Origin of the sequence: Dietzia sp. CQ4 (assembly GCF_014145125.1) — a bacterium.
In the GTDB taxonomy this organism is placed as follows: domain Bacteria; phylum Actinomycetota; class Actinomycetes; order Mycobacteriales; family Mycobacteriaceae; genus Dietzia; species Dietzia natronolimnaea.
The window spans coordinates 1-21551 of the sequence record NZ_JAALDZ010000024.1 but is presented as its reverse complement, the minus strand read 5'-3'; the positions used below and the strand labels follow the sequence as shown (position 1 = coordinate 21551).

The window sequence follows — 21551 nt, the reverse complement described above, 5'->3', positions numbered from 1 at the left end:
CCTCGCCGCGGGCGTCGCGCGCGTGGTCTACGCGGTGCGGGATCCGAACCCCCTCGCCGCCGGTGGGGCGGAGACGTTGCGGCGGGCCGGGGTGGACGTGGCGCGGGCCGACGACGACCAGGTGGCCGCCGCCGAACAGGGTCCGCTAAGGGCGTGGCTGCACCGCCAACGCTCGGGCCGGCCGTACGTCACCTGGAAGTACGCGGCCACCCTGGACGGCCGGGTGGCCGCGGCCGACGGCAGCAGCCGATGGATCACCGGCCCCGAGTCACGACATCACGTGCACGGACGACGGCAGGAGATCGACGTCGTCGTCGTCGGTTCGGGGACCCGCGCCGCCGACGACCCCTCGCTCACCGCCCGGTCCGACGACGGGGCGCCCACGGATCGGCAACCACTCCGGGCGGTGATGGGACTGACCCCGGTGCCCCCGGACGCCGCCGTGCGGGGTTCCGACGGCCGGTTCAGGCACCTGGCCACCCGCGATCCCGCGGAGGCGCTCGCGATGCTCGGCGACGTCCAGCACGTCCTGGTCGAGGGCGGCCCCCGTCTGGCCGGGGCGTTCCTCGCCGCCGGGCTCGTCGACGAGGTCGAGGCCTACCTCGCCCCGATCGTGCTGGGAGACGGTCGGTCCGCCGTCCAGGGTGCCGGGGTCGGCACGCTCACCGACGCGCACGGCTTCGAGGTTCGCGAGAACGCGACCCTGGGTCGTGACGTCTACCTCCGCATGACCAGACGCACCGCGTGACCAGGCGCACCGCATGACCACATCCACGAGAGGACCACACTGATGTTCACCGGAATCGTCGAGGAACTCGGCACGCTGGAATCGGTCGAGACCGTCGGGGACTCCGCGCGACTGCGGATCCGCGGACCCCTCGTCACGTCGGACGCCCGTCACGGGGAATCGATCTCCGTCAACGGCGTCTGCCTCACCGTCACGGAGTTCACCGCCGGAGAGGGATTCGACGCCGACGTCATGGCCGAGACCCTGGACCGCACCGCCCTGGGTGCGCTGAGCCCCGGGGACCCGGTGAACCTGGAGCGGGCGATGCGGGCGGACGCGCGGTTCGGGGGTCACATCGTCCAGGGGCACGTCGACGGGACCGGCGCGGTGATCAGCAGGACCGAGCACGACCAGTGGCACGTGGTGCGCATCTCGTTGCCGCAGGACCTGGCCCGTTACGTGGTGGAGAAGGGGTCGATCACGGTGTCGGGCACCTCCCTCACCGTGTCGGCGGTCAGTGCGCTCGACCAGACCGAACCGTGGTTCGAGGTCTCGCTCATCCCCACCACGCTGGAGGACACGATCCTCGGCGGCCTGACCCCGGGGGACGCGGTCAACCTCGAGGTCGATGTGCTGGCCAAGTACGTGGAGCGTCTCCTCGGTGGACGCGGTGGCCGGTCCCGGTGACCGGATGCGCCATACTTGTGGCCGTGCCCGCGGCCGACGCCCGGGTTTGATGAGTACCGAGGAGAACCCGCAGCAGTGACCACCTTCGACGGCATCGACCGCGCCATCGCCGACATCGCGGCGGGACGAGCCGTGGTCGTGGTGGACAGCGAGGACCGGGAGAACGAGGGCGACCTGATCTTCGCCGCCGAGCTCGCGACCCCCGAGCTCATGGGCTTCCTCGTGCGTTACTCGTCCGGGTACGTCTGCGTCGCGCTCGAGGCCGAGGACTGCCTCCGCCTGGATCTGCCGCCGATGCGGGCGATCAACGAGGACCGGCATGACACCGCCTACACGGTGACCGTGGACGCCCGTACCGGAGTCTCGACCGGGATCTCGGCCGCCGACCGCGCCCGCACCGCCCGGATGCTGGCCTCCACCGAAGCCGTCCCCGGGGACTTCACCCGCCCGGGTCACGTGGTGCCGCTGCGCGCGCGTCCCGGCGGGGTGCTCACCCGGCCGGGCCACACGGAATCCGCGGTGGACCTCGCCCGCCTGGCCGGCCTGCGGCCCGCCGGGGTGATCTGCGAGATCGTGTCCGAGGACGATCCGACCACCATGGCCCGGACACCGGAACTGCGGCGCTTCGCCGACGAGCACGGGCTCGCGCTGATCACGATCGAGGCCCTGCAGGACTGGCGGCGGGCGCACGAGGTGCAGGTGATCCACGAGGCCGCGGCCCGCATCCCCACCCCTGCCGGCACGATGACCGCCCACGGGTACCGCGACGTCCTCCAGGGGGTCGAGCACGTGGCCATGGTCGCCGGCGACATCTCGGGCGACGAGCCCGTGTCGGTCCGCATCCACTCCGAGTGCCTCACCGGGGACGTCTTCCACTCGCTGCGCTGCGATTGCGGTCCGCAACTCGACGCGGCCGTCGCCTCGGTGTGCGAGGAGGGGCGCGGGGTGGTCCTCTACATGCGCGGTCACGAGGGCCGGGGGATCGGCCTGGTGCAGAAGCTCCGCGCCTATCAGCTTCAGGACGACGGCCGCGACACGGTGGACGCGAACCTCGACCTCGGGCTGCCCGCCGATGCCAGGGACTTCAGCCTGGCCGCGCAGATGCTGCGCGATCTCGGGGTGACGCGCGTGCGGCTGATGACCAACAACCCCGCCAAGGCCGACGCCCTCCGTGCCGGCGGGGTCGAGGTGGTGGCGCGGGTCCCCATGCCCACCGCGGTGACCCCGGAGAACCTCCGGTACCTGCGGACCAAGCGGGACCGGATGGGCCACCTGCTCGAGGGCCTGGACGACGGGATCGACCCGGACACCAACGGAGAGGATCGGCGATGAGCGGCACCGGTAGGCCGGAATTGGTGATCCCCGACGCCCGCGGGCTGCGGCTGGGCGTGGTGGCCTCCACCTGGCACGACGAGATCTGCGCGCAACTGATGGACCGGGCCCTCGCGGTGGCCGAGACCTCCGGCGCGGTGGTCACCGTCGCCCGTGTCACGGGAGCCGTGGAGCTCCCGGTGGTCGCCCAGGAACTCGCCAGGTCACACGACGCCGTGGTGGCCCTCGGGGTGGTCATCCGGGGCTCGACCCCGCACTTCGACTACGTGTGCGGCTCGGTGACCGACGGCCTGACCCGGATCGCGCTCGACGAGGCCACGCCGGTCGCCCACGGGGTCCTCACCACCGAGAACGAGGCCCAGGCCCGCGACCGTGACGGGCACGAGGGCGCCACCGAGGACAAGGGCGGGGAGGCGGTCGCCGCCGCCCTGCGGGCGGCCGTCACCCTGCGCGACCTGCGGGCCGGACGATGACCGGACGTTCTGATCTCGAGCGCCCGGGGCAGACCCACTGGGACTTCGAACACCGCCCACGGCGACTCCGGATCGCCGTGATCGCGCTGGCGATCCTCATCATCCTCGCCCACGTCGTCTGGGCGGTCGTGTTGGTCCGCGACGACACCGGGGTCACCATCGGGGTCGCCGACCAGCTCGCCTTCGTGGCGATCGGCCTGATCTTCGCCGGCGTCCTGCTCACCCTCCTCCGGATCAGGGTGCGGGTGGGCGAACAGGGGGTCGAGGTCCGCGGACCACTGCGGTCGCGGCTCTGGGACTGGCACGACGTCGTGGGGATCACGTTCCCCCGATCGAGCATGTGGCCGCGGCTCGAACTGCCGGCGTACGAGCACGTCGGGGTCTGGGCCATCCTCACCGTCGACGGTCAGGACGCGGTCGACGCCATGGGCACCATGCGGGAGACGGTCCGCCGGTACAAGCCCTCGGCCGCCGACCCCGAGACCGTCGCCGACCGCTGAGGCGTCGTGGCCGACCCGCGCACCTACCGCCCAGCCCCCGGTTCCATCCCGACGGAACCGGGGGTCTACCGGTTCCGCGACGCCCAGGGCCGCGTCATCTACGTGGGCAAGGCCAAGAACCTCCGCAGCCGGGTCGGGTCGTACTTCGCCGACCTCACCCTGCTCCACCCGCGCACCAGACAGATGGTCACCGCCGCCGCGGGCGTCCAGTGGACCGTCGTCTCCACCGAGGTGGAGGCGCTCCAACTGGAGTACACGTGGATCAAGAAGTACGACCCCCGCTTCAACGTGCGGTACCGGGATGACAAGACCTACCCGCTCCTGGCGGTGACGGTGGGGGAGGAGTTCCCGCGCGCATTCGTCTACCGGGGGCCGCGCCGGGCCGGGACCCGCTACTTCGGTCCCTATTCCCACGCGTGGGCGATCCGGGACACGCTCGACACACTCCAACGGGTGTTCCCGGTGCGGTCGTGTTCGGCCGGGGTGTTCCGACGACAGGCCCAGCTCGGCCGCCCCTGTCTACTCGGCTACATCGACAAGTGCGCCGCCCCGTGTATCGGTCGGGTGACCGCGGACGAGCACCGCGAGATAGTCGACGAACTCTGCGACTTCCTCGCCGGCCGGACCGACGTCATCATGAAGCGGATCGAGAAGCGGATGCTCGAGGCGTCCGAGGACCTGGATTTCGAGCGCGCGGCCCGGCTGCGGGACGATCTCGGCGCGATGAGGCGGGCCATGGAGAAGCAGGCCGTGGTCCTGGGCGACGGTACCGACGCCGACGTCGTGGGCGTCGAGGCCGACGAGCTGGAGGTCTCCGTCCAGGTCTTCCACGTCCGCAACGGGCGCATCCGCGGCCAGCGCGGATGGGTGGTCGAGCACGCACACGGGGTGGACGCCGACGGCCGGTTCGACCCGGCGCTCGCGGTCCCCGGTGTCGTCTCGGACTACCTCGCCCAGTTCTACGGAGGGGAGGCCGACCTGGCCGGGGCCGCCGACTCGGGCGCCGATCTCGCCGCCGCGGTGCCACGGGAGGTGTTGGTACCGGCCCTCCCGGAGGACGCCGACGAGCTCGCCGACTGGCTCTCCACCCTGCGCGGATCCCGTGTGTCGCTGCGGATCCCCCGGCGCGGCGACAAGCGCTCGCTGGCCGAGACCGTCCGACGCAACGCGGTGGAGGCCCTGACCCAGCACAAACTGCGCCGCAGCGGTGACCTGACCGCACGGTCGGCCGCGCTGCAGGAGATCCAGGAGACCCTGGAGCTCGACACGGCCCCCCTCCGGATCGAGTGCGTGGACATCTCGCACACCCAGGGCACCGACGTCATGGCCTCACTGGTGGTGTTCGAGGACGGGTTGCCCCGCAAGAGCGACTACCGCCTCTACCGGATCCGCGAGGCGGCCGGCGACGGTCACTCCGACGACGTCGCGAGCATCGCCGAGGTGACCCGCCGACGGTTCCGGCGGCACCACGAGGAGCCGGCGGTGACCCCCGATGACACCGACGGCCCCGTCGACGACCGGGCCGAGCCCGACGACGCGGGGGCGGGCAGGTCCACCCCGACCCGCCGATTCGCCTACCCTCCCCAGCTCTTCGTGGTGGACGGCGGCCGACCCCAGGTGGAGGCCGCCGCCGAGGTCCTGTCCGAGCTCGGAGTCACCGACGTCCCGGTGATCGGGATCGCCAAGAGACTCGAGGAGATCTGGTTGCCCGGGGAGGAGTACCCGGTCATCTTCCCCCGGCACGGCGAGGGGCTGTTCCTCCTCCAGCGTCTGCGCGACGAGGCACACCGCTTCGCGATCCGCGCGCACCGGGGGGCCAGGTCCAAGAGGATGACGACGTCGGTCCTCGACGAGGTGCCCGGTCTCGGGCCCGCACGACGGGCCGCACTTCTCGAGAAGTTCCCCACCGTGTCCGCTCTCCGGGCGGCCGGGATCGACGACCTCTGTGCGGTCCCCGGGATCGGCCCCGGGGTGGCGGCCGCGATCCGGGCCACCCTGGGATCCGGGGACCCGGCGGCGACACCGACGGCGGACGCGGCGGCGGACGCGGCGCCCGCCGACACACCGGGTCCGGACGGGTCCGGCGCCGGCGTGGGAGACTCGGACCGTGCGGTCGGCGATGGCGGAACGAGCGACTCGAGGTGAACCATGGACATGAACGATGAGAGCCGCGAGCTCCTGCTCATCTGCGGGATGTCCGGTGCGGGCAAGGGCACGGCGTCGAAGGTGCTCGAGGAGTTCGGCTGGTACGTCGTGGACAACCTCCCGCTGAAGTTCATCGGAGAGTTGGTGGATCGGCTCGGCGAGACGGAGGAGGAACCCCGGAGGTTCGCGATCGTGGCGGACGTCCGCAGCCTGGGGTTCGACGAGCACATCGGCGAACTGCTGGGGCGCTTCGACGGACGCCCGCAGGCGAGGATCCTGTTCCTGGACGCCTCCGACGAAGCCCTGGTCAAACGCTTCAACAACGTCAGGCGGTCCCACCCCCTTCAGTCGGGTGACGGCCTGATCGACGGTATCCAGCGGGAACGCAAGGTGCTGGAGGGGATCCGCGGCCGCGCCGACGTCGTGGTCGACACCACCGCGCTGAGCGTCCACGACCTGCGGCACCGGCTCGAGAAGCCGTTCGGTGACCTGGGGTTCGACTTCCACCTCACCGTCGAGTCCTTCGGCTTCAAGTACGGGGTACCGGTGGATGTGGACATGCTGCTCGACATGCGGTTCCTGCCCAACCCGCACTGGATCCCGGAGCTGCAGGCGCACACCGGCCGCGAGAAGCCCGTCCAGGACTACGTGCTGGCGGACGAGTCCATCGAGGAGTATCTCCGCGCCGCGGTGACGATGATCGGTCTCGCGATGACCGGGTACCGGCGGGAGGGCAAGCGGTACATGACCATCGCGGTCGGGTGCACCGGCGGTAAGCACCGGAGCGTGGCGATCTCCGAGTCACTGGCCGGGCGGCTCGCCGGCCTCGACTCCGTCGACGTCCACGTCCGGCACCGTGACCTCGGACGAGAGTGATCGCATGACCGACCAGGCCACGGTCGACGGATCCGACCGGATGGGATCACTCGTCGCGCTCGGCGGAGGACACGGGTTGTCGGCGACCCTGCGCGCCGGACGGATGGTGGCCGACCACGTGACCGCGGTGGTGACCGTCGCCGACGACGGCGGTTCCTCCGGGCGTCTCCGGCGCGAACTCGACATCCTGCCCCCCGGAGACCTCCGGATGGCACTGTGCGCACTCGCCGCCGACGACGACGAGCACGAGCAGCTGACCAGCCTGTTCCAGCACCGCTACGGCGGAACCGGTGCTCTGGCGGGCCACGCCGTGGGAAACCTCGTCTTCGCGGGATTCTGGGAACTCCTCGGCGATCCCGTCAAGGCGCTCGACGCCGTCGGGTCGATGCTCGGGGTGACCGGGCGCGTGCTCCCCATGTCTCCGGTCGCCCTCGACATCGCCGCGGAGGTCGTCGGCCTGGAAGCCGACCCCCGGGTCGTGCGCACGATCATCGGCCAGGTCGCGGTGGCGACCACCCCCGGCAGCGTGCGGCGGGTACGCCTCATCCCCGCCGACCCGCCCGTGGCGGAGGGCGTCGTCGAGGCCATCGAGGCCGCGGACATGGTCGTCCTGGGGCCGGGATCGTGGTTCACGAGCGTCATCCCGAACGTGCTGGTGCCCGAGATCGCGTCCGCCCTGGCCCGCACGGCCGCGACCCGGGCGCTCGTCCTCAACCTGGCGCCGCAGCACGGGGAGACCGCCGGGTTCTCCGCCGAACAGCACCTCCACGTCCTGCGCCAACATGCGCCCGAGGTCGACGTCGACGTCGTCCTGGTGGACCCGCGGATGCCGCTCAGCGGGACCGAGCGCGAGCACCTCGACCGCGCCGCGGCGGGCCTCGGCGCGCGGGTCATGGTGGCGGACATCGCCAGGACGGCACCGGATGGGACGATGAGACCCGTACACGACCCCGCACTGCTCGCCCGGGCGCTCGCCGCCACGGTGACGGCGGGGGCCGATGAATGACCGGAGAACGAAGGAGCAGGGCGTGTCACTGACCGCACAGGTCAAGTCCGAACTGGTGAGGGTCCCGGTGGGCAACTCCGAGACCAGGAAGGCGGAGATCGCCTCGCTCCTGCGGTTCGCGGGCACCCTCCAGGTCCTCTCGGGACGCCTGGTGATCGAGGCGGAGGTCGATTCGGGTGAGATCGCCGATCGCCTGTCCGGGGAACTCGACTCGCTGTTCTCGGTCCCCTGCGAGATCCACCCGATCGGGGGATCCGGGGGGAAGCCGGCCCGGAAGTTCGTTCTGCGGGTGATCGACCGGGGTGCGGACCTGACCCGCCAACTCGGCCTGGTCGACAGCGCCGGTCGCACGGTCCGCGGGTTGCCCGCCGCGGTGGTCGGCGGGTCCGTCGCGGCCGCGGAGGCGTCGTGGCGGGGGGCGTTCCTCGCCCACGGTTCCCTCACCAAACCCGGACGGTCGTCGGCCCTCGAGGTGACCGCTCCGGGCGCCGAGGCGGCGATGGCCCTGGTGGGGGCCGCACGTCGGCTCGGGGTCACCGCGAAGGCCCGCGAGGTCCGTGGCGGCGACCGGGTGGTGATCCGGGACGGGGAGGCCATCGGGATCCTCCTCGCCCGGATGGGCGCCTCCGCCACCAGGGACATCTGGGAGGAGCGACGGTCCCGCGGGGAGGTCCGGGCGACCGCCAACCGACTCGCCAACTTCGACGACGCGAATCTCCGCAGATCGGCCCGAGCCGCGGTCGCCGCGGCCGCCCGCGTCCAGCGCGCGCTCGAGATCCTCGCCGAGGACGTCCCGGACCACCTGTTGGCCGCGGGAGAGCTGCGCGTCCAACACCGTCAGTCCTCGCTCGAGGAACTGGGCCAGCTCGCCGACCCACCCATGACCAAGGACGCGGTGGCCGGACGGATCCGCCGACTGCTGTCGATGGCGGACCGCAAAGCAGCCGATCTGGGCATCCCGGACACCGAGTCCGTCGTGACCGAGGACATGCTCGACGAAGACTGATCCGTGGCCTGTGGACCCTGCACAGCCCCCACATGGGGCGGGTAGTCTGGGTCACGTCCCCGGGCACCACCCCGCCCTCAGGGGTTCTTTCTCGCACCACCTATAAGGAGACATCACGTGACCGTGCGCGTAGGCATCAACGGATTCGGACGTATCGGCCGCAACTTCTACCGCGCGGTGGAGGCACTGAAGGCCGAGGGCAAGACGGATATCGAGATCGTGGCCGTCAACGACCTCACCACGAACGACATGCTCGCTCACCTGCTCAAGTACGACTCGATCCTCGGCCGCCTGGGCAAGGAGGTCACGTTCGACGACTCGTCGCTCACCGTCGGTGGCACCAAGATCGGCGCCCTCGCGGTCAAGGAGGGCCCCGCGTCCGTGCCGTGGGGTGACTACGGCGTCGACGTCGTCGTCGAGTCCACCGGCATCTTCACCGATGCGGAGAAGGCCAAGGGCCACCTCGAGGGTGGCGCCAAGAAGGTCATCATCTCGGCGCCGGCCAAGAACGAGGACATCACCATCGTCATGGGGGTCAACGACCACGAGTACGACGGCTCGCAGACGATCATCTCCAACGCCTCCTGCACCACCAACTGCCTCGCGCCGGTCGCCAAGGTCCTCTCCGACGAGTTCGGGATCATCAAGGGCCTCATGACCACGATCCACGCCTACACCCAGGATCAGAACCTCCAGGACGCGCCCCACAGCGACATGCGCCGCGCCCGCGCCGCCGGCATCAACATGGTGCCCACCTCCACCGGTGCGGCCAAGGCGGTCGCCCTGGTCCTGCCCGAGCTCAAGGGCAAGTTCGACGGCTACGCCGTGCGCGTCCCGCTGCCGACCGGCTCGCTCACCGACCTCACGGTCGAGCTAGAGAAGAAGGCCTCCGTCGACGAGGTCAACGCCGCGATCAGGGCCGCCGCCGAGGGCCCCATGAAGGGCATCCTCAAGTACACCGAGGATCCCATCGTCTCCTCCGATATCGTCGGCGACCCGCACTCCTCGATCTTCGACGCGCCGCTGACCAAGGCCATCGACGGCCAGATCAAGATCGCCTCCTGGTACGACAACGAGTGGGGCTACTCCAACCGCCTCGCCGACATCATCGGCCTGGTCGGCAAGTCGCTGTAAGAGCCCCCAGGGCCTGACGACCCCGCATCACACCGGGCCCGGTCCGGGAACGCCCAGAGCGTCCCGGCCGGGCCCGAGGTACATCACCCGTACCGCCGCTTCCGAGTTACACCACCCGGACCACACCACCCGGACCACACCATCACCGTCCTCCCGACAGGAGCCCCACCCCATGGCAGTGAGCACACTCCAGGACCTGCTCGACGCCGGCGTCGAAGGTCGTAAGATCCTCGTCCGCTGCGACCTCAACGTCCCGCTCGACGGATCGACCATCACCGACTCCGGTCGGATCACGGCCTCGCTGCCCACCCTCAACGCCCTCCTCGACGCCGGCGCCGCACTGGTGATCACGGCGCACCTGGGCCGGCCGAAGGGTGCCGCCGATCCCGCGTTCTCGTTGGCCCCCGTGGCGGAGAAGCTGGGGGACGAGCTGGGCCGGTACGTGCAACTGGCGGGCGACGTGGTGGGGCCGGATGCCCGTGAGCGCGCCAACGGACTGACCGACGGCGACGTGCTGTTGGTCGAGAACATCCGCTTCGACCCCCGTGAGACCAGCAAGGATCCCGCCGAGCGTGCCGCTCTGGCCGCCGAGTTGGCGAGCCTCGTGGGGGAGGACGGCGCATTCGTGTCCAACGGGTTCGGTGTGGTCCACCGCGCCCAGGCCTCGGTCTGCGACATCGCCGAGGTGCTCCCCGCCTACGCCGGTGACCTGGTCCAGAGTGAGGTCGAGGTCCTCGCCGGCCTGACCGGTGACGCCGAGCGCCCCTACGCCGTGGTGCTCGGCGGCTCCAAGGTCTCGGACAAGCTCGCCGTGATCGAGGCCCTCGCCCCCAAGGTCGACACCCTGGTCATCGGCGGCGGTATGTGCTTCACCTTCCTCGCCGCACAGGGCCACGGCGTCGGATCCTCGCTCCTGCAGGAGGAGATGATCGGCACCTGCAAGGACCTGCTCGACAAGTTCGGCGACGTGATCACCCTGCCCGTGGACGTGGTGGCGGCCGACGGGTTCGCCGCCGACGCGGCGCACACCACGGTGCCGGCCGACGCGATTCCGGACGGCAGGATGGGACTCGACATCGGTCCCGAGTCGGTGGCGCTGTTCACCGAGAAGCTGTCCGCCGCCAAGACCGTCTTCTGGAACGGCCCGATGGGCGTGTTCGAGTTCGAGGCGTTCTCGGCCGGTACCCGTGGCGTCGCCGAGGCGATCATCACGGCCACCCGCAACGGCGCGTTCTCCGTGGTGGGCGGCGGCGACTCCGCGGCGGCCGTCCGGACGCTCGGGCTCGGCGAGGAGAACTTCTCGCACATCTCGACCGGCGGCGGAGCCTCTCTCGAGTACCTCGAGGGCAAGGAACTCCCGGGGGTCACCGCCCTCGAACGCACCAACTGATCCGCACGCGCCAACCCACAGGAGACGACATGGCACGCACCCCCCTCATCGCCGGCAACTGGAAGATGAACCTCAACCACCTCGAGGCGATCGCACTCGTGCAGAAGGTGGCCTTCGCACTGCCCGAGAAGTATCTCGAGAAGGTGGAGGTGGCGTTCATCCCTCCGTACACCGACATCCGCGGTGTCCAGATCGTGATCGAGGGGGACAAGCTCGGCTTCGCCTACGGGGCACAGGACGTGTCGGTCCACGAGTCGGGTGCGTACACCGGTGAGATCTCGGCGGGGATGCTCGCCAAACTGGGGTGTACCTATGTCGTGGTCGGGCACTCCGAGCGCCGCGAGTACCACTCGGAGACCGACGAGCTGGTCGCCGCCAAGGCCGCAGCGTGCCACAAGCACGGCCTCAGCCCGATCGTCTGCGTGGGGGAGAAGCTCGAGACCCGGGAGGCCGGTGACCACGTGGGCGTCGTCGTCGAGCAGCTCAAGGGGTCACTCGCGGGCCTGGACAAGGAACAGCTGGCCTCCACCGTGATCGCCTATGAGCCCGTGTGGGCCATCGGCACGGGGAAGACCGCCTCCGCAGCGGATGCGCAGGAGGTCTGCGCGGCCATCCGCGGGGCCCTCACCGAGCTGGCCGGCCCCGAGATCGCAGACCGGATGCGGGTCCTGTACGGCGGGAGTGTCAACTCCTCCACCGTCGGTGAACTGCTCGAGCAGCCCGACGTCGACGGCGGCCTCGTGGGCGGGTCCTCGCTCAAGCCCGACGAGTTCGCCCAGCTCTCGGCCATCGCCGCCGGCGGTCCGCTGCCCTGAGTCGACAGGCCCGGCGTGGCCGCCCCGACACGGGCGGGCGCGCCGGGATTCGCCTCGACGACCTCACCGGGTAGTCTGGACCAGTCGTCCTCCGACCACCCCGACCCGACGTAAGGCCCGATCCGTACATGAAGCTCGCCCTGGACATCTTCCTCGTCGCCACCAGCCTGCTGTTGATGCTGTTCATCCTGCTGCACCGCGGTAAGGGGGGCGGACTGTCCTCACTGTTCGGCGGTGGTGTCCAGTCCAGCCTCTCCGGGTCCAGCGTCGTGGAGCGCAACCTCGACCGGGTGACCGTGGTGGTCGCCATCCTGTGGCTCATCGCCATCGTCGCCGTCGGACTCCTGGTGCGCTTCGGCTGATCGCCTGACCGTCGCGCCGCGCGGCGGGTCCACACGGGGTGTGCTCCTCCGCGAGGAGGAGCGCACCCCGTCGTCGTCGGTACCTGGTCAGCCCAGAGCGGATGCCGCGCCCACGTCGAGGTGGTAGGTCGTGGACTCGGTGCCCACCGCACCGGCCACCGGCCACTCCGACGGCGAGGCCCCGCCGATTCCCTCCGCGACCGCCTCCGCCTTGCCCTCACCTGCGGCCACCACCAGGATGTGCCGCGAGCGACGAACCGCCGGGAGGGTGAACGTCAGCCGCTCCGGTGGCGGCTTGGGGCAGTCGCGGACCCCCACGACCAGCCGATCCGTCTCGGCGACCGCGGGGGTGTGCGGGAAGATCGAGTCGATGTGGCCCTCCGGGCCCATCCCGAGGATGGTCACGTCGAAGATCGGATCGTCCCCGGCGGGGATCGTCAACGACTCGAGGAAGCGCTCGGCGGCGGAGTCGACATCGCTGTCCTGCCCGGTTCTCGCGGGCCAGCGATGCACAGTCGGACGGTCCCCCAGGGAGTCGAGCAGTGCCTCGTCCAGCTGGCCGTCGTTGCGTTCCGGGTGATCGGCGGGAACGAAACGTTCGTCGCCGAAGAAGATCGTGACCTTCTCCCATTCCACGGTCGAGTCGGCGAGCGCGGCGGCGGTCTTGACCCCCACCGAGCCCCCGGTCAGCGACAGACTCGCCCGTCCGGCGGCGGCGATCCGTTCGGTCAGATGCTCCACCGCGTCCCGGGCGGCCGCGGTGGCGAGCGCGTCGGGGTCGGCGTGGACGAGATGACGGATGTGGGACATCGGTCCTCCTGTGGTGTCGGGTCTCGGTCGTCCGGTACGTGGGCGGCCCCGCTCAGCGGACGGAGGCCGAGGTGTAGATCACGCGATCGTGGTTCGCGAGTGCGTCGGCGTACACACCGTCTGTGTCCATGCGGCGCAGCTCCTCGGCGAGGCAGTCCGCCACGCTCCGTTTCACCAACGTCACGCGTGTGGGGGAGTGACCGGTGATCCGCAGCTCCGCGGAGGTGGGGCTCACCTGCTCGATGACGATCGATCCGGAGGCACGCTCCAGGACGACCATCCTCGGCCCCACCGCGCGATGGACGTCGATCCCGAGGCGGGAGGCGAGCCACCCACCGGCGAGGTCCACGGACGCGGCCCGTTCGGGGCCGCACACCGTGGCGCCGGTGATCGTCTCGAACGGCGGCCGGTCCAGCGTGGCCGCCAGCAGGGAACGCCAGTGCGTGACCCGGGCCCAGGCGAGATCGGTGTCACCCGGGGAGTATCCGGCCGCCCGCTTGGCCAGTGCGTCCGTGGGGTGGCCCTCGGCGTCGGAGTCCACGATCCGGCGACGCGCGAGTCGGCCCACCTTGTCCTCGGACAGCAGTGTCGGCGAATGCCTGGGCCACCACACCGCGAGAGGGGTGTCGGGGAGGAGCAGCGGGGTGACCAACGAGGCGGACTGCGACGCCATCGCCCCCGAGGTCCGCAGGACCACGACCTCGGCCGCTCCCGCGTCGCCTCCGACCCGGATCTGACCGTCGAGCCGGTCCGCCCTGGCACGGTTGCCGCGGATCACCACGATCACGCGGCACGGGTGCTCCCGGCTGGCCTCGTTGGCCGCCTCGATCGCGGATTCGCTGCCGCGGACGTGGTCGGTGAGGACGATCAGCGTGAGCACCCGGCCGATGGTGCTCAGGCCCGCGTCCTCGCGGATCTGCACGAGCTTCTTGGAGATCTCGCGGGTCGAGGTGTCGGGCAGGTCGATGATCACGGTCGCCTCCATGCGCGGCCACTGCGGGCCAGGATCTCGTCGGCACCACGCGGGCCCCACGTCCCGGCCTGGTACTGCTCCGGGGTGCCGCCGGCCGACCACTCGTCGAGGACGGGATCGAGCAACATCCAGCTCAACTCCACCTCGCGCGAGACGGGGAAGAGTGACGGCTCGCCGAGCAAGACGTCGAGGATCAACCGCTCGTAGGCCTCGGGCGAGGACTCGGTGAACGCCTCGCCGTAGGCGAAGTCCATGTTGACGTCGCGGACCTCCATCGCGGTCCCGGGCACCTTGGACCCGAACCGCAGCGTGACGCCCTCGTCCGGCTGGACGCGGATCACCAGGGCGTTCTGACCCAGTTCCTGGGTCATGGTCGCGTCGAAGGGCAGGTGCGGCGCGCGTCGGAAGACCACCGCGATCTCGGTGACACGACGGCCCAGCCGTTTGCCGGTGCGCAGGTAGAACGGGACCCCGGCCCAGCGTCGGTTGTGGACCTCGAGGGTGATCGCGGCGTAGGTCTCGGTGGTGGAGGACGGGTCGTATCCGTCCTCGTCCTTGAGCCCCACGACCTGCTCGGACCCCTGCCACCCACCGGAGTACTGACCCCGGGCCGCGGTCTCGGAGATCGGCAGCGCCAGTGAGGTGGACTCGAGGACCTTGGTCTTCTCCGCCCGCAGCGCGGCGGCCGAGAAGTCCGTGGGTTCCTCCATCGCCACCAGGGCCATGAGCTGGATGAGGTGGTTCTGGATGACGTCGCGCGCCGCCCCGATGCCGTCGTAGTAGCCGGCGCGGCCGCCCAGTCCGATGTCCTCGGCCATGGTGATCTGCACGTGGTCGACGTGATTGGCGTTCCACACCGGCTCGAAGAGCTGGTTGGCGAAGCGCAGGGCGAGGATGTTCTGGACCGTCTCCTTGCCCAGGTAGTGGTCGATGCGGAACACCGAGTCCTCGGGGAAGACGGCACCCACCACGGCGTTGAGTTCGCGGGCACTCGCCAGATCGTGACCGAAGGGCTTCTCGATCACCACGCGGCGCCACGATCCGTCGACCGCCCTGGTGCATCCGGTCCGGTCGAGGTGCCGACAGACCGTGGGGAAGTCGTCCGGGGGGACGGACAGGTAGAACGCGTAGTTCCCGGCCGTGCCCCGTTCGACCTCCAGAGCCGTCAGCTGCTCCGCCAGGTGATCGAACCCCTCGTCGTCGTCGAAGGTCCCGGTGACGAACCGCAGTCCCGCCGCCAGTTGTTCCCAGACGTCCTCCCGGAACGGGGTACGGCACCGTTCCCGGGCGTGTTCACGGGCGAACTCGGCGAACTCGGAGTGGGTCCACCGGCGTCGACCGAAGCCGATGAGGGAGAAGCCCGGGGGGAGCAGACCCCGGTTCGCGAGGTCGTAGACGGCGGGGATGAGCTTCTTCTTGGACAGGTCGCCGGTGACGCCGAAGATGACGAGCCCGGACGGGCCCGCGATCCGTGGCAGCCGCCGGTCCCGCGGATCGCGGAGCGGGTTGGCCGACCCCTCCGGTCCGCCGACGGGGTCGCCGACGGCCGGGGAGGGCCGACTGTCCGGGTCGGTCACGACCCCGAGGGGATCTCGTCGATACGCGAGGTCACCGTGGCGATGAGGTCGTCCCACGCGCTGACGAACTTGCTCACGCCCTGCTGCTCGAGCAGCGTGAAGACCTCGTCGAGGTCGATCCCCGCCGCACGCAGCGCCTCGAGGGTCTCACGCGAGTCCCCACCGGTGCCCCGGACGGTGTCCCCCTCGAGGACGCCGTGGTCCGCGAACGCCTCCATGGTCGCGAACGGCATGGTGTTGACGGTGCCGTGGGTGACCAGACCGCTCACGTACATGGTGTCGGGGTAGGCGGGGTCCTTGACGCCGGTGGACGCCCAGAGCAGCCGCTGGGGGCGGGCACCCCGGGCGGCGAGGTCACCGAAACGACCGGAGGTGTCGTAGACCTCGTCGTAGACGTCCTGACACAGCCGCGCGTTGGCCAGCCCCGCCCTGCCACGCAGGTCGGAGTCCGCCGGCAGACGGGAGTCGATCTCGGTGTCGAGTCGGCTGACGAACACCGAGGCCACGGAATGGATGCGGGAGAGGTCGTGACCGGCCTCCGCAGCCCGCTCCAGTCCCGCCAGGTACGCCTCCGCGACCGCGCGGTACTGGTCGGCCGAGAAGATGAGGGTCACGTTGACATCGATCCCCCGGCCGATCACCTCCGTGATGGCGGGGAGCCCGGCGGACGTCGCCGGGATCTTGATCATGAGGTTGGGCCGGTCGACGACCGCGGAGAGCTCGACGGCCTGGGCCACCGTCCCCTCCGTGTCGTCCGCCAACCGGGGATCGACCTCGAGTGAGACGCGTCCGTCGACGCCGTCGGTGGCCTCGAACACGTCGGCCAGGACCGCACAGGCGTCCCGTACGTCCGCGGTGGTGAGCGCGCGGACGACGGAATCGACATCCCTGTCCGCGCGGACGGCCTCGGTGAGCGCGGACTCGTAGGCCGACGAGTCGCCCAGGGCGGCCTGGAAGATCGCGGGGTTGGTGGTGACTCCCACGACCGAGTAGGTGGACATCCGCTCCTCGAGCTCGCCGGAGGCGAGCAGCTGGCGGGACAGGTCGTCGAGCCAGACCGAGACGCCGGCGGCGCTCAGTGCGGCGAGATTGGCGTTGGTCATGATGCCTCCCCGTTGACGGCCGCGAGCGAGTCGCGGGCCGCGGCGACCACGGCGTCGCCGGTGATTCCGAATTCGGTGAACAAGGTCTGGTACGGGGCGGACGCTCCGAAGTGCTCCAGCGACACCGCCCGACCCGCGTCGCCGAGGAAGCGGTACCACGGCATCGCGATCCCGGCCTCCACACTCACCCGGGCGCGGACCGACCGGGGGAGGACCGACTCGCGGTACTCCGGATCCTGCTGGTCGAAGAACTCGACACACGGCATCGACACCACCCGGGTCGGCACGCCCTCGGCCTCGAGGACCTCGCGAGCCTCGACCGCCAGGTGGACCTCGGAACCGGTACCCATCAGGATCACCTCGGGGGACCCGGTCGACGCCTCGGCCAGCACGTAGCCACCGCGCTCGACGCCCTCGCGCGCCGACTCGGCCGTGCCCTCCAGAACGGGGATGTCCTGGCGGGTCAGGCACAGGCCCTTGGGACCATCGAGGGCCATGAGCATCGCGCGCCACGCCGCCGCCGTCTCGTTGGCGTCCGCCGGCCGCAGGACGGCCAGGCCGGGGATGGCGCGCAGTGCCGCGAGCTGCTCGACCGGCTGGTGGGTGGGGCCGTCCTCGCCGAGACCGATCGAGTCGTGCGTCCACACGTAGTAGGCGTTGCTGCCCTGGAGGGCGGCGAGCCGGACCGCCGGACGCATGTACTCGCTGAAGATGAGGAAGGTCCCGCCGTAGGGCCTGGTCGGACCGTGCAGGGCGATCCCGTTGAGGATCGCGCCCATGGCGTGCTCACGAACACCGAAGTGCAGGTTGCGCCCGTACGGTGACGCCGTCCACATCCCGGTCGAGATCGACGGGGGACCGAAGGAGTCGGCCCCCTCGATCTGGGTGTTGTTGGACCCCGCCAGGTCCGCGGACCCACCCCACAGCTCGGGGAGGGTCCCCGCGAGCGCCTGGATGGCCTTGGCGGACGCCTTGCGGGTGGCGACGCCCTTGGGGTCGGCCTCCCATGCCGGCAGACCGGCGTCCCAGCCCTCCGGCAACTGGCCGGAGTAGAGGCGGTCGAAGAGGTTCTTCGCGTCGGGGTTGGCCTCGGCCCACGCGTGGAACATGTCGCTCCACTGCGCGTGGACACGGGCGCCACGGTCGCGGGCCGCGCGGGTGTGGGCGATCACCTCGTTGTCGACGGTGAACGGCTCGGTGCCGCCCATGCCGAGCGCCTCCTTGACCGCGTCCACCTCGGCCTGCCCGAGCGCCGAACCGTGCGAGGCCCCCGTGTTCATCTTGGTGGGGGCGGGGTAGGCGATCACCGTGCGCAGGACGATCATCGAGGGCTTGTCCGTGACGGCGCGCGCGTCGGCGATCGCCCCCTCGATGGCCTCGATGTCCTCACCCCCGTCCACCGTCTGGACGTGCCAGCCGTAGGCCTCGTAGCGGGCGGCCACGTCCTCGGTGAAGGCGATCTGGGTGTCGTCCTCGATCGAGATCTTGTTGTCGTCGTAGACCGCGATGAGGTTCCCGAGCTGTTGGGTCCCCGCCAGCGAGCAGGCCTCGGCGGTCACGCCCTCCTGCACGTCCCCGTCCGAGGCGACGACGTAGACGAAGTGGTCGAACGGGCTCTTCCCGGCGGGCGCATCCGGATCGAACAGCCCCCGCTCGTACCGGGCGGCCATGGCCATCCCCACCGCGGAGGCCAGCCCCTGGCCGAGCGGCCCGGTGGTGATCTCCACCCCGTCGGTGTGGTTCCACTCGGGATGACCCGGGGTCTTGGATCCCCAGGTCCGCAGCGCCTTGAGGTCCTCGAGCTCCAGTCCGAATCCGGCGAGGTAGAGCTGGATGTACTGGGTGAGGGACGAGTGGCCGCAGGACAGGACGAAACGGTCACGCCCCACCCACTTCGGGTCCGACGGGTCGTGTCGCATCACCCGCTGGTAGAGCGTGTAGGCCAGGGGCGCGAGGCTCATGGCGGTGCCCGGGTGACCACTGCCGCAGTTCTGCACGGCCTCGGCGGCCAGGACACGCGCGGTGTCGACCGCCCGGGTGTCCAGTTCGGTCCAGTCGGACGGGTGGCGGGCGGTGGTGAGCTCGGTGATCTCCGACGCGCTGGTCACTTGTGGTTCTCCCGGGTCGAGGGTGCGGCGCGGATCCGCGCGTATGTCGTGGACCACCTTAGTGGTCACCCGCCCCCGGGGTCGGACGGTCCCCGCCCCCGCTCTTTCGCGGAGCGTGCAGGGGGGACGTAGTATCGGCCGGGTAGTGCGTTGACATCTGCTGCGAGGAGTTCCGGTGCACGATTCCACCCCGACCCGGAGTGGGGGGCCGTCCGTCTCCCCTCCAGAGTCCTCGGGGCGGCCGGCTCCGGCGAGCGGGCGCGCCCGCGTAGTCGACGTCGTCATGTCGTACATCGCCCTCACCAAGCCGCGCGTCATCGAGTTGCTCCTGGTGGCCGCCATCCCCGCGATGCTGCAGGCCGACCGCGGGCAGGTCCACCTCGGACTGGTGTTGTTGACGCTGGTCGGTGGCTGGCTCGGCGCCGCCAGCGCCAACACTCTCAACATGGTCGTCGACGCCGACATCGACAAGGTCATGAAGCGGACCGAACGTCGCCCCCTGGCCCGCCACGCGGTGACCCCCCGGGCGGCGCTCGTCTTCGGCCTCGGGCTCGGCGCGGCCAGCATGCTGTGGCTGGGACTCCTGGCGCAGAGCTGGCTCGCCGCCCTGTTCATCCTGCTGACGATCTGCTTCTACGTCTTCGTCTACACGATGATCCTCAAGCGCCGCACCGCCCAGAACGTGGTGTGGGGTGGCGCCGCCGGCTGTATGCCCGTGCTCGTCTCGTGGGCGGTCATCACCGACCACCTCCCCGAGGGTCAGCCGAGCAACTGGTGGCAGGCGATCGTCCTGTTCCTCATCATCTTCTTCTGGACTCCGCCCCACACCTGGGCCCTGGCCATGCGGTACAAGGAGGACTACAAGGCCGCCGGGGTACCGATGTTGCCCGTGGTCATGTCGGCGGAGGGCGTCACCCGACGCATCACCCTCTACACCTGGGCCACGGTCCTGTGCACCTTCGCGCTCATCCCGGCGGCGGGATGGATCTACGCCGCGGGCGCGGTCGGCTTCGGTGTCTGGTTCATCGTCATGGCCCACCGCCTCGAGGCCGGTGTCCGCCGAGGTGTCGAGGTCAAGCCCCTCAAGCTGTTCATCCTGTCGAACAACTACCTGGCGGGGGTGTTCGTGGCCCTGTCGATCGACGCCGTTCTCGGTCTCGAGACCCTGTCGGGGGCGTTCTCCCTGTTCTGATCGGTCACCTGGAGGGGTCGAGCGTGATCGACCCCGTGGTGCGCCGCGACTGCAACGCCCGGTGCGCCTGCGCCGCGTCGGCGAGTCCGAAGGTCGCCCCGACGTCGAGGACGAGCGACCCGTCGACCAGCCCCTCCATCACCTCGGCCGCACGTTCGCGGTACTCCTCGGTGGTCGCGATGAAGTCGCCGAGCTTGGGCCGGGTCAGGAACACCGATCCGGCCGCGTTGAGCCGCTGCGGGTCCACCGGCGGCACGGGGCCGCTCGCCGCACCGAACAACACCAGTGTGCCGCGCCGCTCGAGCGAGGCCAGACCGGTGTCGAAGGTGTCCCGCCCGACCCCGTCGAACACCACCGCCACACCGCCACCGGACAGCTCGCGGATCCTCTCGGGCGTCGCCTCCGGATAGAGCAGGACGTGGTGCGCACCCAGGCCCCTGCAGATCTGCGCCTTCGACTCGGTCGAGGTGGTGGTGATGACCCGGTATCCACGGGCCACCGCCATCTGGATGAGGAGCTGCCCCACCCCTCCGGCGCCCGCGGTGATCAGTACCGCGTCCCCGCCGTGCGCACGATGGGTGTCGGTGATGAGGTAGTGCGCGGTGAGCCCCTGGAGGAGCATCGACGCCGCGACGCCGTCGGACACCTCGTCGGGGACGGCGACCAGGGCCTCCGCCGGGGCGACCACGTACTGCGCGTAGGAACCGGGCACCTGGCACCATGCCACCCGGCCCCCGGTCACGAGGTCGGGCGTGCCCACCCCCAGCGCGTCGACGACCCCGGCGCCCTCGCTGCCGGGGACATACGGCAACGCGGTCTGATAGATGCCCTCCCGGAAGTAGGTGTCGATGTAGTTGACGCCGATGGAGGTGGTCCGGACGAGCACTTCCCCGGGACCAGGTGAGGGAGTCTCCAGCTCGACAGGCTCGAGGACGTCGGGGCCACCGTGTTCTGAGATCCGGACTGCACGCATGGGCCCAGTATCCGCCACAGCCCGCGCCCTCGCCGCCCGGATATCGCGCGGTCTGGTGGCGGCACCCCGGGAGCGGCGGGCAACCGGGGAGACCGGAGGCGATAGGCTACCCCCATGAGCCTGCAGATCCTTTCCCAGTACGCCGGGGGACCGCGAGTCCGGGCGACCGGTCGGCCCGCCGTCACCACCAGCGGGTCCGGTGCCGTGTCGGAATCCGATCAGGCGCCCGCCGCCGTCGACGAGGTGGCCGGCGGAGGCGAGACCGCGGCACCGGTGGACGAGGCCGCCACCCCGGCCGTTCCCGACACCGACGCACCGGCGGACGAGGCACCGGCACAGCAGCCCACCCCGCGCACGGCTCC

20 protein-coding genes and 1 pseudogene are annotated in these 21551 nt (G+C 70.7%); 15 read left to right on the top strand and 6 right to left on the bottom strand.

Annotated elements, in window-relative coordinates:
- From ribD to secG, 13 genes are all read left to right on the top strand, one after another.
- Nucleotides 1-748: bifunctional diaminohydroxyphosphoribosylaminopyrimidine deaminase/5-amino-6-(5-phosphoribosylamino)uracil reductase RibD (gene ribD / locus G6031_RS01670; RefSeq protein ID WP_182652214.1), on the top strand; the 748-nt coding region annotated here is incomplete at its 5' end.
- Nucleotides 749-790: 42 nt separating this feature from the next.
- Nucleotides 791-1414: a riboflavin synthase gene (locus G6031_RS01665; protein ID WP_182609494.1), complete on the top strand. Its 624-nt coding sequence runs from the start codon at nucleotides 791-793 to the stop codon at nucleotides 1412-1414.
- 75 nt (nucleotides 1415-1489) lie between these two features.
- On the top strand, nucleotides 1490-2746 hold the full coding sequence (locus tag G6031_RS01660; protein ID WP_182609493.1) for a bifunctional 3,4-dihydroxy-2-butanone-4-phosphate synthase/GTP cyclohydrolase II: 1257 nt from the start codon (nucleotides 1490-1492) through the stop codon (nucleotides 2744-2746).
- Nucleotides 2743-3219 carry a 6,7-dimethyl-8-ribityllumazine synthase gene (ribH, locus tag G6031_RS01655; RefSeq protein WP_179525336.1) on the top strand — a complete coding sequence of 159 codons (477 nt, stop codon included), beginning with the start codon at nucleotides 2743-2745 and terminating at the stop codon, nucleotides 3217-3219. Before G6031_RS01660 ends, ribH begins: the two co-directional genes overlap by 4 nt.
- Entirely contained in the window at nucleotides 3216-3719 is a 504-nt protein-coding gene (locus G6031_RS01650) for a PH domain-containing protein (RefSeq protein ID WP_182645525.1), read from the top strand. Before ribH ends, G6031_RS01650 begins: the two co-directional genes overlap by 4 nt.
- A gap of 6 nt (nucleotides 3720-3725) precedes the next feature.
- On the top strand, nucleotides 3726-5864 hold the full coding sequence (gene uvrC / locus G6031_RS01645) for an excinuclease ABC subunit UvrC (protein ID WP_182652213.1): 2139 nt from the start codon (nucleotides 3726-3728) through the stop codon (nucleotides 5862-5864).
- A 3-nt stretch (nucleotides 5865-5867) separates the two neighbouring features.
- Entirely contained in the window at nucleotides 5868-6740 is an 873-nt protein-coding gene (rapZ, locus tag G6031_RS01640; protein WP_179525333.1) for an RNase adapter RapZ, read from the top strand.
- 4 nt (nucleotides 6741-6744) lie between these two features.
- Nucleotides 6745-7746, top strand: a complete 1002-nt coding sequence (gene yvcK / locus G6031_RS01635; protein ID WP_182644527.1) for a uridine diphosphate-N-acetylglucosamine-binding protein YvcK — start codon at nucleotides 6745-6747, stop codon at nucleotides 7744-7746.
- 22 nt (nucleotides 7747-7768) lie between these two features.
- On the top strand, nucleotides 7769-8752 hold the full coding sequence (whiA, locus tag G6031_RS01630) for a DNA-binding protein WhiA (RefSeq protein ID WP_179525331.1): 984 nt from the start codon (nucleotides 7769-7771) through the stop codon (nucleotides 8750-8752).
- A gap of 117 nt (nucleotides 8753-8869) precedes the next feature.
- Nucleotides 8870-9886: a type I glyceraldehyde-3-phosphate dehydrogenase gene (gene gap, locus G6031_RS01625; protein ID WP_179525330.1), complete on the top strand. Its 1017-nt coding sequence runs from the start codon at nucleotides 8870-8872 to the stop codon at nucleotides 9884-9886.
- 172 nt (nucleotides 9887-10058) lie between these two features.
- Entirely contained in the window at nucleotides 10059-11276 is a 1218-nt protein-coding gene (locus tag G6031_RS01620) for a phosphoglycerate kinase (protein WP_179525329.1), read from the top strand.
- 29 nt (nucleotides 11277-11305) lie between these two features.
- Entirely contained in the window at nucleotides 11306-12091 is a 786-nt protein-coding gene (gene tpiA / locus G6031_RS01615) for a triose-phosphate isomerase (RefSeq protein ID WP_182640433.1), read from the top strand.
- A 128-nt stretch (nucleotides 12092-12219) separates the two neighbouring features.
- Nucleotides 12220-12453 (top strand): preprotein translocase subunit SecG, encoded by a 234-nt coding sequence (secG, locus tag G6031_RS01610; protein WP_107747569.1) that lies wholly within the window; start codon nucleotides 12220-12222, stop codon nucleotides 12451-12453.
- Nucleotides 12454-12540: 87 nt separating this feature from the next.
- On the opposite strand, the gene pgl is transcribed toward secG, so the two are convergent.
- The 5 genes from pgl to tkt form a co-directional block, all read right to left on the bottom strand.
- Nucleotides 12541-13263, bottom strand: a complete 723-nt coding sequence (gene pgl / locus G6031_RS01605) for a 6-phosphogluconolactonase (RefSeq protein WP_179525327.1) — start codon at nucleotides 13261-13263, stop codon at nucleotides 12541-12543.
- A gap of 52 nt (nucleotides 13264-13315) precedes the next feature.
- Nucleotides 13316-14248 (bottom strand): glucose-6-phosphate dehydrogenase assembly protein OpcA, encoded by a 933-nt coding sequence (locus tag G6031_RS01600; protein WP_179525326.1) that lies wholly within the window; start codon nucleotides 14246-14248, stop codon nucleotides 13316-13318.
- Complete coding sequence (zwf, locus tag G6031_RS01595; RefSeq protein ID WP_187701983.1) at nucleotides 14233-15714, bottom strand: glucose-6-phosphate dehydrogenase; 1482 nt, start codon at nucleotides 15712-15714, stop codon at nucleotides 14233-14235. The genes G6031_RS01600 and zwf overlap by 16 nt, the downstream gene beginning before the upstream one ends.
- A gap of 95 nt (nucleotides 15715-15809) precedes the next feature.
- The gene (tal, locus tag G6031_RS01590) at nucleotides 15810-16916 is read right to left on the bottom strand and encodes a transaldolase (protein ID WP_182652211.1); all 1107 of its coding nucleotides are present in this window, start codon (nucleotides 16914-16916) and stop codon (nucleotides 15810-15812) included.
- A complete protein-coding gene (tkt, locus tag G6031_RS01585) occupies nucleotides 16913-19024 on the bottom strand; it encodes a transketolase (RefSeq protein WP_182652210.1) in 2112 nt (703 codons plus the stop codon). Before tkt ends, tal begins: the two co-directional genes overlap by 4 nt.
- Before the next feature lie 175 nt (nucleotides 19025-19199).
- Here tkt and G6031_RS01580 point away from each other — a divergent pair, with 175 nt between their 5' ends.
- Complete coding sequence (locus G6031_RS01580; protein ID WP_346034534.1) at nucleotides 19200-20216, top strand: heme o synthase; 1017 nt, start codon at nucleotides 19200-19202, stop codon at nucleotides 20214-20216.
- A 4-nt stretch (nucleotides 20217-20220) separates the two neighbouring features.
- Here G6031_RS01580 and G6031_RS01575 read toward each other — a convergent pair whose 3' ends face one another.
- On the bottom strand, nucleotides 20221-21189 hold the full coding sequence (locus G6031_RS01575) for a quinone oxidoreductase (RefSeq protein WP_182652209.1): 969 nt from the start codon (nucleotides 21187-21189) through the stop codon (nucleotides 20221-20223).
- Nucleotides 21190-21303: 114 nt separating this feature from the next.
- Between G6031_RS01575 and G6031_RS01570 the strand changes: the two are divergent.
- Nucleotides 21304-21551 (top strand): annotated as a pseudogene (locus tag G6031_RS01570) (hypothetical protein); the annotation flags it as partial.

Excerpts from the sequence above, each read along its gene's own strand:
- ribH (WP_179525336.1), top strand. The coding sequence starts at position 2,743 with ATGAGCGGCACCGGTAGGCCGGAATTGGTGATCCCCGACGCCCGCGGG.
- G6031_RS01665 (WP_182609494.1), top strand. The coding sequence starts at position 791 with ATGTTCACCGGAATCGTCGAGGAACTCGGCACGCTGGAATCGGTCGAG.
- yvcK (WP_182644527.1), top strand. The coding sequence starts at position 6,745 with ATGACCGACCAGGCCACGGTCGACGGATCCGACCGGATGGGATCACTC.
- G6031_RS01575 (WP_182652209.1), bottom strand. The coding sequence starts at position 21,189 with ATGCGTGCAGTCCGGATCTCAGAACACGGTGGCCCCGACGTCCTCGAG.
- rapZ (WP_179525333.1), top strand. The coding sequence starts at position 5,868 with ATGGACATGAACGATGAGAGCCGCGAGCTCCTGCTCATCTGCGGGATG.
- G6031_RS01620 (WP_179525329.1), top strand. The coding sequence starts at position 10,059 with ATGGCAGTGAGCACACTCCAGGACCTGCTCGACGCCGGCGTCGAAGGT.
- secG (WP_107747569.1), top strand. The coding sequence starts at position 12,220 with ATGAAGCTCGCCCTGGACATCTTCCTCGTCGCCACCAGCCTGCTGTTG.
- G6031_RS01650 (WP_182645525.1), top strand. The coding sequence starts at position 3,216 with ATGACCGGACGTTCTGATCTCGAGCGCCCGGGGCAGACCCACTGGGAC.
- tal (WP_182652211.1), bottom strand. The coding sequence starts at position 16,916 with ATGACCAACGCCAATCTCGCCGCACTGAGCGCCGCCGGCGTCTCGGTC.
- G6031_RS01600 (WP_179525326.1), bottom strand. The coding sequence starts at position 14,248 with ATGGAGGCGACCGTGATCATCGACCTGCCCGACACCTCGACCCGCGAG.
- tpiA (WP_182640433.1), top strand. The coding sequence starts at position 11,306 with ATGGCACGCACCCCCCTCATCGCCGGCAACTGGAAGATGAACCTCAAC.
- pgl (WP_179525327.1), bottom strand. The coding sequence starts at position 13,263 with ATGTCCCACATCCGTCATCTCGTCCACGCCGACCCCGACGCGCTCGCC.